Genomic DNA, 14,060 nt, shown 5'->3' on the forward strand with positions numbered 1-14,060 from the left:
ATCCCGTTTCGAACTGGGAGGCGTCACGTATGGCCCATATCGCTTTGACAATTGCAGGCTCCGACAGCGGGGGCGGCGCGGGTATTCAGGCGGATTTGAAGGCGTTTAGCGCACTGGGCACCTTTGGCACCAGCGTGATCACCGCTGTGACCGCACAGAACACACAGGCCGTGACCGCGGTGCACCCGATCCCGCTGGACGTGGTGCGCGCACAGATCGACGCGGTGCTGTCTGACATGGACGTTGGCGCGATCAAGATTGGGATGCTGGCCACGCCGGAGATCATCCACACGGTGGCCGATGCAATTGAGGACTTCACCGGTCCGGTGGTGCTCGACACGGTGATGGTGGCGAAATCCGGCGACAGCCTGTTGGCTGAGGAGGCAGTGATGACCTTGCGCGATGTGCTGGTGCCACGGGCCACGGTGATTACACCCAACCTGCCCGAGGCGGCGGCGTTGCTGAAAGAAGAGTTCGCCACTAGCGAAGAGCAGGTTGTGGCGCAGGGGCAGGCCTTGTGTGCGGTGGGCGCACAGGCGGTGCTGATGAAGGGTGGTCATGCGGATGGGGACATCTGCCACGATTACCTGATGACCTATGAGGGCACGCAGCTGGAGCTGACCGCGCCGCGCAAGCAGACCAAAAACACCCATGGCACCGGTTGTACGTTGTCCTCATCGATTGCGGCGGGTTTGGCCAAAGGTCTGGCGCTGCCCATCGCGGTGAAAGAGGCGCATGAGTACCTGCAAGGCGCGATTGCGGCGGCTGATGATTTGAAGGTCGGGCATGGCCACGGGCCCTTGCACCATTTCCACCGGGTTTGGGGCGCGTGACGCTTTATTCCGTCATAGGCGCTGGCGTTGCCGGGCTGGCCGTGGCCACGGAGCTTGCGGAGCGTGGCGCCGAGGTGCAGGTGTTTGACCCTGCTGGCCCACCTGGCCCACACGGCTGTAGCTGGTGGGCGGGTGGCATGTTGGCGCCGTGGTGTGAATATGAAAATGCCGAGGAGCCTGTGCTGCGGCATGGGCAAGAGGCCATCGGCTGGTGGTCGGCGCATACCAAAGTAACCAAGGCGGGCACACTGGTGGTCGCCAACAAACGTGACCTGCCAGACATGCGCCGGTTTGCTCGGCGCACCGAAGGGTTCACTGAGGTGGGGCGTGGAAAAGTTGCTGAGCTGGAGCCGGATTTGCACGGTTTTGGGCAGGGGCTGTTCTTTGAAGACGAAGCCCACCTTGATCCGCGTAGGGCCTTGCAAGACCTGTATCGCGGCTTGGCGGACAAGGGCGCGACGGTGCACGCGAAGATCGCGCCAACCAACCTTGAAAACGCGATTGACTGTCGGGGCCTGTCGGCGCGCGAATACCTTTATGACCTGCGCGGCGTGAAGGGCGAGATGTTGATCATCCGTGCACCGGATGTGGAGATCACCCGCCCTGTGCGTTTGCTGCATCCGCGCATCCCGCTCTACATCGTGCCGCGTGGGGATGGCGTCTACATGCTGGGCGCGACCTCAATTGAGAGCGAAGACAGCAGCCGCATCACCGCGCGCTCGATGCTGGAACTGCTCAGTGCGGCCTATGCGCTCAACCCGGCTTTTGGCGAGGCAGAAGTGCTGGAAATCGGCGTCGATCTGCGCCCGGCGTTCCCGGACAACCTGCCGCGCATCCGGCGGCTGGGTCGGACAATTTACGCCAACGGCTTGTACCGCCATGGTTACTTGCTGGCCCCTGCACTGGCCAAAGGGGTCGCCGATCTGGCGCTTCACAACATTCATTCGGAGATGGTCGATGAAGATCGTGCTTAACGGAGAGGCCCGCGACGTGGCGGCCACGGATTTGGCTGGGCTTTTGGCTGAGTGTGGCTTTTCCGGCCGCGTGGCGACATCACTCAACGAAGAGTTTGTGCCCGCCGGATTACGCGCGGCGCAGACATTGGCGGATGGCGACCGCGTCGAAGTGGTCGCACCGATGCAGGGGGGCTGAGCGATGGGCAAGACGTTTTACGGTGTAGAACTGCCAAACCCGCTGATGCTGGGCACGGCGCAATATCCCAGCCCTGCGATTTTGGAAGAGGCGTTTCGGGCCTCTGGAGCTGGCGTTGCAACGGTGTCGTTACGGCGTGAAGGCGCTGGCGGCGCGGGGCAAACCTTCTGGCAAATGATTGCGGATCTGGACGTGCTGGTGCTGCCCAACACGGCGGGCTGTCACACGGTGAAAGAGGCGGTGACCACGGCGCATATGGCGCGAGAGGTGTTTGACACCAAGTGGATCAAGCTGGAGCTGATCGGCCACACCGACAGCCTGCAGCCGGATGTGTTCCAACTTGTGGAAGCCGCACGAATTCTGTCCGAGGACGGGTTTGAGGTGTTTCCCTACACCACCGAAGACCTGATCGTGGGCGAGCGCCTGCTAGAAGCAGGCTGTGAGGTGTTGATGCCTTGGGGCGCGCCGATCGGATCCGGTCGTGGGTTAAACAACACCTATGCGCTGCGGGCGATGCGGGCGGAGTTCCCCGACGTGCCTTTGGTGGTGGACGCAGGCATTGGCTTGCCGAGCCATGCGGCGGCGGCGATGGAGCTTGGTTTTGACGCTGTGCTTTTGAACACCGCTGTGGCGCGCGCCGGTGATCCGGTGGCGATGGCCAAGGCGATGATGGCCGCCGTGGAAGCAGGCCGGATGGGCTTTGAGGCCGATCCAATTGAGGCACGCGATATGGCGGAAGCCTCCACCCCTGTTATTGGAAAGGCGTTCCTGTCATGAGCCTGCATAAGTTTTATCCGATTTTTGACGATGTCAGTTGGCTCAAGCGCATGCTGCCGCTTGGCATCAAACTGGTGCAACTGCGCATCAAGGATGCCAGTGACGACCATGTGCGGGCGCAGATTGTCGAAGGTCAGGCGCTGTGTCGCGAACACGGCTGCGTGCTGGTGATCAATGATTACTGGCAGGCGGCGATTGATCTGGGCTGCGACTGGATTCACCTCGGTCAGGAAGATTTGGACGAAGCCGATCTGAAAGCGATCCGCGCAGCGGGCCTCAAGATGGGCGTGTCGACCCACGATGATGACGAGTTGGAACGCGTGCTGGCCTTCGCGCCGGATTATGTCGCGCTGGGGCCGGTTTACCCAACCATCCTGAAAAAGATGAAATGGCATCAGCAGGGCCTGCCGCGTGTGACCGAGTGGAAAGCGCGTGTGGGCGCGGTGCCGTTGGTGGGCATTGGTGGCATGTCAGTGGAACGCGCGCCGGGTGTGTTTGAGGCCGGGGCGGATATAGTCTCTGCGGTCACCGACATCACACTGAACCACGATCCAGAAGGCCGCGTGCGCCAGTGGCTGGAGGTCTGCAAGTGAGCCGCTATGCGCGCCAAATGATATTGCCCGAGGTGGGTGCAGATGGGCAGGTGGCGCTGACCACGGCCCATGTGTTGGTCATTGGCGCGGGCGGTCTGGCGGCAAGTGCGCTGCCTTTGCTGGCAGGGGCTGGCGTGGGGCGCATCACGATTGTTGATGGCGACACGGTGGAACTGTCCAACCTGCATCGTCAGACGATGTTTACCGAAGGCGATCAGGGGAAGCCTAAGGCGGAAGTGGCCGCTGCACGCTGTCAGGCGATCAATGGCGAGATCACTGTTGAGGCTGAGGTGGCCAAGATGACCCCGGCCAATGCGCCAACGCTGCTCAACGGTGTCACTTTGGTGATGGATTGCGCCGACAGCTACGCGGTGAGCTACACGTTGAGCGATCTGTGTTTGGCAGAGAACATCCCGCTGATCACAGGCTCGGCGTTGGCTCTGTCGGGCTATGCGGCGGGTGTTTGCGGCGGCGCGCCGTCATTGCGCGCGTTGTTCCCGGAGGCCCCGGAAAGCGGGGCAAGCTGTGCAACCGCAGGCGTGATGGGGCCGGTGGTGGCCTTGATTGGCGCGATGCAGACGCAGATGGCGCTGGCCGTCTTGATGGGGCATCAACCGAGCCCGTTGGGGCAAATGGTGCAGTTTGACGCGCGTTCCATGCGCAGCGCGCCGTTTCGGTTTGATATCGCGCCGGAGCCGGAGGTGGCCTTTGAGTTTGTGGTGCCGGAGATGCTCAGCGAGGCTGACACAATTGTCGAGCTGCGCGGGCCTGAGGAAGCGCCAGAGCCGGCACATCCGGACGCGATCCGCCTTTTGCCGGATCAGTTGAAAGAGAACCTGCCAATCGCCGAGGGGCGGCTGGCTTTGTGCTGTGCAACGGGGCTGCGGTCCTGGCGTGCGGCGGAATTCACCCAAGAGATTTGGCCCGGCGAGATTGTTCTTGTCGCGGCATCTGCTTCTTAGAACGAGAGGAAACGTGATGAAGCACCTACTCGCAGCTGTGGCCCTGATGGCCGCAACCCCCGCCATGGCGGCAGACAAAATGACCCTTCTGCTGGATTGGTTCATCAACCCCGACCACGGCCCGATCATCGTCGCCGCAGAAAACGGCTACTTCGAAGAAGTTGGCCTTGAGGTTGAGATTGTGCCACCGGCCGATCCGTCTATGCCTCCGCGCCTTGTGGCCGCGGGCCAAGCTGATTTGGCGGTGTCCTACCAGCCGCAACTGCACCTGCAGATCCACGAAGGTCTGCCGTTGAAGCGTGTTGGCACGCTGGTGGCAACTCCGCTGAACTGCCTGTTGGTTCTGGAAGACGGTCCGATCAAAACTCCGGCGGATTTGAAAGGCAAGAAAGTTGGCTTCTCCGTGGCTGGCGTGGAAGAAGCCGTGCTGGGCGCGGTTTTGGGCAAGTATGGCGTGTCCACCGATGACATCGAGCTGGTGAACGTGAACTTCTCCCTGTCCCCATCGCTGATGTCTGGTCAGGTGGACGCGGTGATCGGTGCGTATCGGAATTTTGAGCTGAACCAGATGGACATCGAAGGCCGTCCGGGCACCTGCTTCTACATCGAAGAAGAGGGCGTGCCATCTTATGACGAGCTGATCTATGTGGCCAACCCAGATACCATGGATGCGGACAAAGTGGCGCGTTTCATGGCGGCAACCGAAAAAGCGACGCAGTACATCGTGAACAATCCGGTCAAAAGCTGGGAAATTTTCTCTGCCACGTCCACCGAACTTCAGGACGAGCTGAACGAGCGCGCATGGGCTGACACGTTGCCACGCTTTGCCTTGCGCCCAGCGGGCTATGACGCCGGTCGTTACGTGCGCTTTGAGCAGTTCCTCAAGGACAGCGGCATGATCCCGTCGATCAACCCAGTTGAGGCGATCACCATTGACGTGACCGCCCCGGCGATGGGCCAATAATGAGCGCTCAAAACTATGGCCGTGCCTTTGCGCTGATGCGTGAGGCGGCAGGCGAGGCATGGGGGGAGTATACCCGCCATGCCTTTGTTGAAGGGCTGCGCGATGGTTCGCTGCCGAATGCGGCGTTTCTGCATTACCTGCGGCAGGATTATGTGTTCCTGATCCACTTCTCCCGCGCCTGGGCGCTGGCGGTGGTGAAATCGGAAACCCATGAGGAAATGCTGGGCGCGGTCGCAACTGTGAATGCGCTGGTGGCCGAAGAAATGCAGCTGCACGTGGGCATCTGCGAGGCCGCAGGCATACCGCAGGAAGAGCTGTTTGCCACGCCTGAGCGCGCAGAAAACCTCGCTTACACACGCTATGTGCTGGAGGCAGGCTATTCCGGCGATCTGTTGGATCTGCTGGCCGCTTTGGCGCCTTGCGTGATGGGCTATGGCGAGATTGGCGCGCGGTTGGGCGTTGAGAAAACCTCCGACACCTACGCCGACTGGATCAACACCTATGCGGGCGAAGGTTATCAGGGCGACTGTGTTGCCGTGGGTCAACTGCTTGATGGCGCGCTGGAGCGACGTTTGGGCAAGGACTTTGAAAACAGCCCGCGCTTTGCCGCGCTGTGTGACAAGTTCCGCATGGCCACTGAGCTGGAAGTGAACTTCTGGCAGATGGGCCTGACCCCATGACTTTGGCACCCGGCATCACCTTACAAGGACAGGCCTCAATTGAGGGGCGGCAGCTGTTTGCGCCGCTCACGTTGTCCTTGGATGCCGGGCGTTGGACCTGCCTTTTGGGCGGGTCTGGCGTGGGGAAAACCACGGTTTTGCGACTGATGGCTGATTTGTCCACAGGCGCGGATTTTGACGGAGAGATCACGGCCACAGACGGTGAGCTTGTTGCCGACCGCATCGCCTATATGGCGCAGGATGACTTGCTGATGCCGTGGGCCAGCGTGGCGAAAAACATCACGCTGGGCGCGCGACTGCGGGGGCAGGACTGGGATGAAACGCGGTTGGAGCAGCTGTTGCAGCGCTGTGGATTGCTGGCGCATCGCCACAAGAAGCCGGGCGAGCTTTCCGGTGGGCAACGCCAGCGGGTGGCGCTGGCGCGCACGTTGATGGAAGACAAACCCATCATCCTGCTAGACGAACCGTTTTCGGCGTTGGACGCTCAAACGCGCGCGGCGATGCAGGATTTGGCGGTTGAGCTGCTGTCAGGCCGCACAGTGATGGTGGTGACCCATGATCCCGGTGAAGCGGCCCGGTTGGGCCATGCGATCCATGTGATGACCCCCGCAGGCCTGACAGCGGTCACCCCGCCGACGGCAGAGGTTCCACGCGCCGTGGAGGCGCTGGATACTTTGATGTGCCAGTCCGAGCTCTTAAAACGACTGATGGGGCAAGCGGCATGAAGATGTGGCCTCCTATTGCCTCCACCATTTTTGCGCTGTTGGTCTGGCAATTGATTGTCACATCTACAGGTGTGCAACCCTTTCTTTTGCCTGGCCCATCGGTGGTGGCGGAGGCCTGGTGGCAACACCGAGTGCTGATTGCTGAAAACGCGGTGATCACACTCCAGGAAATCGTGCTAGGCATGATCATTGGAACGGCGCTGGGCATTGTGACCGCGCTGCAACTGGCAACTTCCAAAACGATGCGTACCTTGGTGCAACCGATCTTGGTGTTCACCCAGTCTTTGCCGGTGTTCGCTCTGGCCCCAATTCTGACTTTGTGGCTGGGTTTTGGCCTCTGGTCAAAAGTCGCTATGGCCGTGCTGATTATCTACTTCCCGGTGACTTCGGCTTTTTTTGACGGCTTGATTCGGACGCCACCGGGCTATTTGGATTTGGCAAAAACCATGCAGGCCAAGCCGATGCGGATCCTGTGGCAAATCCGTGTGCCAGCCGCGCTCCCGAGCCTTGGTGCAGGTGTACGATTGGCTGCGGTCTATGCCACGATTGGGGCCGTGATTGGCGAATGGGTTGGGGCCTCAAAAGGCCTTGGTGCGTTAATGATAATGTCCAACGGTCGGGCCAAAACGGATTTAATGTTTGCGGCCTTGCTGACCCTCGGCGTCATGTCGGTTGTGTTCTATTTGCTGGTAGCTAAATTGACCCGGGTATTAGGTGATCGGGAGACCTGATCTGCCGGTGGGGGTACCCAACCCCAAAGCGGTTTGGGCGGTTTTCCAATCAAATTACAACAAAATCAGATAATCTCGACTGAATAGCGTCGGAGAGCCTGTGTCTTAAGACTACTTTAACCACCTGCTGGCACTCATTTTCCGGTAGATTTTTTGAGTTGTAGATAGACCGCAGCATGTCGAATTTGCGTATCACACGACGGTATCTCCGCTGGCGAAGCGGCATCGCGCTGAGCATTGTGCTCGCGGCCGCAATCGCAGCCATGGGGGTGGCGCTTATGGGGCGCGATACGGTGGCAACACGCAACCAGAACACAGCTTCCATGGACACGCTTTTGTTGTCGCTGTCGGAAATGTCGATGGCATTTCAGGAACTGCGGATCGCACCGGCGTCGCAACGCGGCGTGAACTCGCGCGCACATGTACGGCGCGCGTCTCATGCTGCCGAAGAGGCGGCAGAGCGGATTTCGCAGGAGAAAACCCTCAAGACCTTCTCATCTGAAGGGCAGAGCATCCTGCGGCGGGACGCGATGAACCCGCTCCTGGAGCTTGAGGACGTGCTTTTCCTGGCTGATGTGGCGGTGGACCCACGTCAGAACATGACCGACGTCGCCCGCGCGGCAGGTATGGCTGGCGATCTGGCGATGCGTCTCTTGCCGATCTTCAACCGGATCAAACAGGCGGAACTGGCCGCCGCGCAGGAAGCGGCGGACAAACAAGTCACCTACGGTATTTTTGCGCTGGTGATCACGCTCTTTGGGGCGGGGTTAGCGGCACGATTTGTGCACATCCCGATGGAGCGTTACGTGATCCGGGCGCAGTCCGAGATCGAGCGCAACCGGCGTAGGGCCGAGGCGGCTTCTGATGCCAAATCGATGTTCCTGGCCACAATGAGCCATGAAATCCGTACCCCGCTGAACGGCGTTTTGGGATTGGCGGATGTGCTCAAGGACACGCGGCTTGAGCCGGAGCAAAAGCGCATGCTGTCGATGATCCAGAGCAGCGGGCGGGCGCTGTTGCAACTGATCAATGACGTACTTGATCTGGCCAAAATCGAGGCCGGTAAGGTTGAGCTGAAATTTGAAGCCTTTGACGTGCAGGCCCTGTGTCAGGAAACCGCCGAGCTGTTTTCGGGTCAGGCTGCCAAGAATGGCGTGGCGCTGACGGTGCATGCGGCTCCAACCGAGACCGGGTGGTTTGTGCACAGCGCACCCCAGGCGTTGCGGCAGGTGTTGGCCAATCTTGTGGGCAACGCGGTGAAGTTCACTGAGCAGGGCAATATTGAGCTGCATCTGGAAGATGTCGCGCCACACAAGGGTGAAGAGCGCCGCTTGCGGATTGTGGTGAAAGACGACGGGATTGGCATCGCGCCGAGCGCTCTGGAACGGATTTTTGATCAGTTTGAGCAAGCCGATTCCAGCACCACCACGCAGTTTGGTGGCACTGGGCTGGGCCTGTCGATTGTGCAGCGCATGAGTGAGGCCCTTGGTGGTGAGATCACGGCGGAAAGCGTGCTGGGCGAAGGCTCGGAGTTCATTCTGGAACTGCCGGTGGGCAACGCCACCGCAGTGATTGCGGAGCCTGCGCCGTCTGAGGCGATGCAGTTTGGCAAACGGGTGCTAGTGGCGGATGACAACCGCGTCAATCAGGTGGTGGCGCGCAAGATTTTGGAGAATCTGGGTTGCGAGGTGCTGTCTGCGTCCAACGGGCTGGAGGCGGTGGACAAGGCCGCGATTTGCGAACCGGACCTGATTTTGATGGATGTGCGTATGCCGATGATGGACGGCTTGCAGGCCACCCGCGCCATTCGGGCTGACACGCGGCACAAGGCCGCCACGGTGCCAATTGTGGGCCTGTCCGCAAATGCGCAAGCGGAACATCGGGACGAGGCCGTAGCCGCCGGCATGTCCGGCTATGTGGAAAAACCCGTCACGCGCAATGCGCTGAAGGCGGAGCTGTTGCGGCACTGGCCGTCTGAGTCCGAGACACAGGAGGATGGCGCATGCGCCTGAAGAGTTTTGCACTGGCCGCGGCGATGACCGGTGCCTTGAGCGTGCCAGTACAGGCGGGCGAAGGTGCGGTGTGGTTTTACGCCTGGAACAACACGATCCCGCAGGAGGTGGTGCAGGAGTTTGGCGAGCGCCATGGCATGAATGTGGTGGTCGACACCTTTATGGTGGCAGATGAGGCCGAGGCCCGTCTCGCCGCTGGTGGCACCGAGTATGATCTCGCCGTTGTGCCAGTGGAGGTTATGCCGCGTTTGGTGAGCATTGATGCGCTGCGTCCCTTTGATGCCAAGATTCGGGCGCAATTGAATGGCAGCCATCCGCAGCTGATGGAAAAGCTCGAAGAAGCCGTGCCCATGGCCAGCGAGTATGCGGTGCCGTTTCTGTGGGGCACCACCGGCGTGATGGTGGACATCGACGATGTGTTAGAACGCGTGCCGGAAACGGCGCTCAACAGCTGGGATCTGGTGTTTGATCCGAAGTATGCCGCCGAGCTTGCGGATTGTGGCATCACCATAGTGGATGCGGTGCAAGAGGTGGTGGCAATTGCGCTCAACTATCTGGGCCGCAATCCAAACTCGATGGCCGAAGAAGATCTGGACGCAGCCTTTGAGTTGCTTGCAGGCATCATGCCTTACGTGCACACCATTGACGGCAGTCAGCAGGAACAGGTTTTGCAAAATGAGGCCTGCGTGGCCTTGACCTGGAGCAGCGACGCGCTGGCGCCGCAGTCTTTGCTGGGACGTAATGAGGTGCGGTATTTTGTGCCCCAAGAGGGCACCGTGCTGTGGGCCGATGTGCTGGTGTATCCTGGCGACACAGGCCATCCGGAGCACAGCCATGATCTGCTGCGCTATATGAATGAGCCGGAAGTGCTGGCAAAAGTCTCGCAGTTCTCCCTCGCCTTGACAGATATTCCGGTGTCGCACGAGGCATTGGCGGAGCTGGATCGGGAGATTCTGGAACAGGTGGCGCCGAAAGACCGACGCGAGAAGCTGTTCATGTTGACGCCGCGCACGGGATCCGAAAAACGCATTCTGGACCGGCGCTGGCGCCGGATGCAGCTGGGTCTGTAACCAGAGAAAACGCGTTTGGGTGGGTCAGTAAGAGACCGGCCCGTCCGCCTTGTTGAGCATCACGCCAAGAATAGGTTTCACCTCCGAAAGGATTTGCTCAACCTTGGTGATGTCCTCGGCGGTGGAAATACCGCCGCCCGCCACCACCAGAACCGCGTCGACGTTGGGCAGAAAGCCCAGCACGTCGTCAAATTCCAGCGCGGGTGGCATGTCAAACAGCATCAGATCGGGGCAGAGCGCCTCTTCCAATTCTTCGAGCACTTCGGCTGCGATGTCGTTTTGGAACAGTTCCGCGGAGTTCTCGCTGGCGCTGTCGTTTAAGGCCACGGCGAGGTTGGGCTGCACCCGTTGCAGGAAGTTCTCCGGCGCGATCACGCCGCTGAGGTAATCCGCCATGCTGTCTTTTGCGGAGATGCCCAAGGTTTCGGCCAGGCTTGGCGCGCGCAAGTCCATATCCAGCAAGACGGTACGCACAGACTCTAGGCGTGAAAACGCCATGGCCAAGTTGGTAGTGACAAAGCTGCTGCCGCAGCCACGGGTGGGCGCGGTCACAGCAACGCGGCTCCAGCCATGCTCGTTGAGCGCCTGCAACAGACGGGTGCGCAGCATGTCAAAGGCGGCATGGGCCGGATGGCTGCGGGTGGCGCTGACGATGAAGTTCTTCTCCAGATCCGCATCCTTGAGCGCGGCCACGGTCAAGCCTTCCCAGAACACATCCGGGTCATGCACCACAGGCAGCCGCGCCTCCTCATAAGATGCGTCACTTGATGCCTCGGTGGCCTCCTCTTCTGGGAGGTCGGTCTCGTGGGTCTGATCTGTGCTCATGGCGCGTGAATCCGCTCTGTTTGGGGCAAAACTATCAGGGCAATGCGGACAAAAGAAAGGCACCATTGCGGAGATAGGGGGACGTGTGGGGTTAAGCGGCGGTCCAGCGGGTGATGGTGGCGGCGATGTCTGCGGCCACTTGCGCGCGCGCAGGGTGGTCTACCTCAGCGTAGAAGGCATGGGCCGCGTTGGGCAACAGAGTGGCGGTGGCGGGCACGGTGGTCAGCCAAGCCTCGGAAGGGCGTCCGGGGTCGTTGTCACCAAAATAGACCTGGGTTGGGATCGCCAGAGCGCGCTCGTCCCGCAACCGCGTAGAGGAGACGCAGATCAGGCCAGTTAGGGGAACGCCGGCTTGTGCGGCTCTCCACAGGGCCGTGCCGCCCGCGCTGTAGCCGAGGCCAATGAGAGCGGGCTGGTCAGCCATCATGTCGCAAAGTCTGCGCACTGCCCGCGCCATGCCGTCTTCTTGGAACAGGTGATGGTGTAGGGCTTCGCCGCTGAGGGGCGGTTGATCGCAAAGGTCGGCAAGGGATAGGCGGTCGACGCCCGGCAAACCCGCGCTCAGGCACAGCGCTTCATCGGGCGCACCATGGATGTCGGTGACAACGATAAGCGACATGTCAGAAGCCAAGCAGGTTGGCCTCATCAATCACCTTGGTCAGGAACACATCGCGGCGGCGTTCCGGCTCCCAGCCCAGCACCTTTTTGGGCAGGCTGTTGTCAAACGGCGAGAAATGCGCGCGGCTCTTCCAATCGGCCAAGGACGGGTTGGATAGCCCGCCACGACGCAGCACCTGTTTCTTCAGGACATATTTCACCGAGGCAGAGGCGTAAAACGCGGTCAGGTTGCCCGGTTTTACTTTGATCCGCGCGCCTAGACGGGCGTGGATCGCGTCAAAATAATCGGTGGCGGAGAACATCGGTTCCCCCACCAGATTGAAGCTCTGCCCCAAAGCGTCATCGTTTTCCGCCATCAGGATCAGCCCTTCGGCGATGTCCTCGTTGAGCACAAACGGCAGGATGTGCTTGCCCTTGCCCCAAATGCGCACCGCGCCCGCGCCATGCCATCGGCCAATGCCCCAATGCTGTAACGGACCGCCTTTGCCCAGCACTATGCCGGGGCGGGCAATCACCAGCGGCAGGCCGTGTTTGCGATGCATTTCAAGCAGCCGCGCCTCACATTCGGCCTTAGAGCGCGCATAGATGTTCCGGTCGTTCATGTCATCGCCAAAACCCAAGCTCTCGCGAATGGTCACGCTGGGATCGGACATGTCATAGCTGGCGATGGTGCCGGTGTAGATAAACCGTTTCACACCCGCCGCCTGTGCCGCTTGGGCGATGGTTTCCGTCACCGCTACGTCGTTTTTTAACGCAGCCTCCCAGGTAGCATCCATGGATTTGCCAAGGTGGTAGACAATCTCGATGCCGTCCATGGCCTCGGCCAGTTGATCCGGATCGCGCAGGTTGGCGCCAAACAGCTCCACATGGTCGGCAATGTCATCAAACGGCCCGGAGGTGCCGCGCGACAGCACACGCACATCGCGGCCTTTGGCAACCCAGGCGCGGGTCAGGTCACGACCAATGAAGCCGGTGCCGCCAATCACCAGAACAGACGGTCTTAGCTTGGCGCGGCTCGCCGGTTTCGGTTTTTTGGCAGGTTTCGGCATGAGCGCGATGGCATCGTCAATTGCCTGCATCACCAGTGTGGCGTTGTCGCCATGGAACCGTGCGTCCAAGTCGCGGCCCGAGCGGATGGCGCTGTAAAAAGCTCCGGTCAGCCCGGCAAAGGACAATCCGTAAGGCGATTTGCGATTGAGAGACACCAACTGCCGCGCGCCATTCACCACGCCTTCGCGCAGATGCTGGCCGGCCAAGCCTATCTGGCGCAGGAAGGGGTTGGCGACAATGTCGGCGGCGTTTTCGGCGTCCACGGTCAGCACGTCGTGGGCGTAGTCATAGCGCGCGGTGGCGGTGGAGCCATGCAGGATCACCGATCGGTCGTCCATGGTTTCCACCAACGACAGGTTCAGCGTGACCGACACATCCCCAGCCGACGCCAGAATGCGCCAACCCTGCGGACGCGTTGTGTCGCCGGGGATTTCGACCGGTTTGGACAGGCTCAGATGCTCTACGTTCAGTGGGCCAAACAGGTCCACGGCAAAGGCAAATAAATGCGGACCCAGCTCCAGCAGCATGTTTTTTGGCTCTCGCAGCAGCCACAAGCCATATGGCCCGGAGCGTAGCGGCATCATTGGGAAGTTCCAGTTGATCTCCGCGCTGGCGACGCGGCCAATCTCACCGGCCTCAAGCCGGGTTTTCAGGCGCTGATAGCCTGGCGTGCCCATGAAGTTGTGCCCGGCGGCAAAGACGCGGCCTGCGTCAGAAGCGATCTGCTGGATTTCGGCGGTCTCCACACCGGAGATCGCCACCGGTTTTTCCACCAACACGTGATGCCCTGTGGCCAGGCAGGTTTCGGCCAGCGCCCGGTGCGTGCCGGGGGGCGTGACGATGTGGATGGCGTCGGCGACTTTGGCGGCGAGCAGCTTGTCCAGATCGGTATAGGCGGCAATGCCATAGGTCTGCGCCAGCGCATCGGCAGCGGCGCGGGATTGGTCACAGACGGCGACCAGCTCCACGCCTGGTGTGGCCAGAATGGCGGCGGCGTGCCAGTCAGCGATGTAACCAGCCCCCAGAAGGGCGGCGCGGATCGGGCGGTCGTCGGACAATGTGTTCATG

General features: G+C 60.8%; 15 protein-coding genes. 12 read left to right on the top strand and 3 right to left on the bottom strand.

The features are described from left to right. Positions 1–29 precede the first annotated feature (29 nt). From thiD to MK208_RS08515, 12 genes are all read left to right on the top strand, one after another. The gene (thiD, locus tag MK208_RS08460) at positions 30–833 is read left to right on the top strand and encodes a bifunctional hydroxymethylpyrimidine kinase/phosphomethylpyrimidine kinase (protein ID WP_294115887.1); all 804 of its coding nucleotides are present in this window, start codon (positions 30–32) and stop codon (positions 831–833) included. Then, complete coding sequence (locus MK208_RS08465; protein ID WP_294115889.1) at positions 830–1,807, top strand: FAD-dependent oxidoreductase; 978 nt, start codon at positions 830–832, stop codon at positions 1,805–1,807. Before thiD ends, MK208_RS08465 begins: the two co-directional genes overlap by 4 nt. Continuing rightward, positions 1,791–1,985, top strand: a complete 195-nt coding sequence (gene thiS / locus MK208_RS08470; protein WP_294115891.1) for a sulfur carrier protein ThiS — start codon at positions 1,791–1,793, stop codon at positions 1,983–1,985. Before MK208_RS08465 ends, thiS begins: the two co-directional genes overlap by 17 nt. Before the next feature lie 3 nt (positions 1,986–1,988). Continuing rightward, positions 1,989–2,762, top strand: a complete 774-nt coding sequence (locus MK208_RS08475) for a thiazole synthase (RefSeq protein WP_294115893.1) — start codon at positions 1,989–1,991, stop codon at positions 2,760–2,762. Continuing rightward, positions 2,759–3,355 carry a thiamine phosphate synthase gene (locus tag MK208_RS08480; protein WP_294115895.1) on the top strand — a complete coding sequence of 199 codons (597 nt, stop codon included), beginning with the start codon at positions 2,759–2,761 and terminating at the stop codon, positions 3,353–3,355. Before MK208_RS08475 ends, MK208_RS08480 begins: the two co-directional genes overlap by 4 nt. Next, positions 3,352–4,317 carry a HesA/MoeB/ThiF family protein gene (locus MK208_RS08485; RefSeq protein ID WP_294115897.1) on the top strand — a complete coding sequence of 322 codons (966 nt, stop codon included), beginning with the start codon at positions 3,352–3,354 and terminating at the stop codon, positions 4,315–4,317. Before MK208_RS08480 ends, MK208_RS08485 begins: the two co-directional genes overlap by 4 nt. 16 nt (positions 4,318–4,333) lie before the next feature. Beyond that, the gene (locus tag MK208_RS08490; RefSeq protein WP_294115898.1) at positions 4,334–5,281 is read left to right on the top strand and encodes an ABC transporter substrate-binding protein; all 948 of its coding nucleotides are present in this window, start codon (positions 4,334–4,336) and stop codon (positions 5,279–5,281) included. 35 nt (positions 5,282–5,316) lie between these two features. Further along, entirely contained in the window at positions 5,317–5,961 is a 645-nt protein-coding gene (locus MK208_RS08495) for a TenA family protein (protein WP_294116247.1), read from the top strand. Beyond that, positions 5,958–6,686 (top strand): ABC transporter ATP-binding protein, encoded by a 729-nt coding sequence (locus MK208_RS08500; RefSeq protein ID WP_294115899.1) that lies wholly within the window; start codon positions 5,958–5,960, stop codon positions 6,684–6,686. Before MK208_RS08495 ends, MK208_RS08500 begins: the two co-directional genes overlap by 4 nt. Further along, positions 6,683–7,417 (top strand): ABC transporter permease, encoded by a 735-nt coding sequence (locus MK208_RS08505; RefSeq protein WP_294115901.1) that lies wholly within the window; start codon positions 6,683–6,685, stop codon positions 7,415–7,417. The genes MK208_RS08500 and MK208_RS08505 overlap by 4 nt, the downstream gene beginning before the upstream one ends. Before the next feature lie 176 nt (positions 7,418–7,593). Continuing rightward, positions 7,594–9,429 carry an ATP-binding protein gene (locus MK208_RS08510; protein WP_294115903.1) on the top strand — a complete coding sequence of 612 codons (1,836 nt, stop codon included), beginning with the start codon at positions 7,594–7,596 and terminating at the stop codon, positions 9,427–9,429. Beyond that, positions 9,420–10,499, top strand: a complete 1,080-nt coding sequence (locus MK208_RS08515; protein ID WP_294115905.1) for an extracellular solute-binding protein — start codon at positions 9,420–9,422, stop codon at positions 10,497–10,499. The genes MK208_RS08510 and MK208_RS08515 overlap by 10 nt, the downstream gene beginning before the upstream one ends. Before the next feature lie 24 nt (positions 10,500–10,523). Here the strand turns inward: MK208_RS08515 and MK208_RS08520 are convergent, their stop codons facing one another. The 3 genes from MK208_RS08520 to MK208_RS08530 all read right to left on the bottom strand — a co-directional run bounded on the left by MK208_RS08520 (position 10,524) and on the right by MK208_RS08530 (position 14,059). Next, positions 10,524–11,324: a CpsD/CapB family tyrosine-protein kinase gene (locus MK208_RS08520; protein WP_294115907.1), complete on the bottom strand. Its 801-nt coding sequence runs from the start codon at positions 11,322–11,324 to the stop codon at positions 10,524–10,526. A 91-nt stretch (positions 11,325–11,415) separates the two neighbouring features. After that, positions 11,416–11,943 (bottom strand): hypothetical protein, encoded by a 528-nt coding sequence (locus MK208_RS08525; RefSeq protein ID WP_294115909.1) that lies wholly within the window; start codon positions 11,941–11,943, stop codon positions 11,416–11,418. A gap of 1 nt (position 11,944) precedes the next feature. Continuing rightward, entirely contained in the window at positions 11,945–14,059 is a 2,115-nt protein-coding gene (locus MK208_RS08530) for an NAD-dependent epimerase/dehydratase family protein (RefSeq protein ID WP_294115912.1), read from the bottom strand. Position 14,060 lies beyond the last annotated feature (1 nt).

It is taken from the genome of Shimia sp., assembly GCF_022448905.1.
GTDB lineage: Bacteria > Pseudomonadota > Alphaproteobacteria > Rhodobacterales > Rhodobacteraceae > Shimia.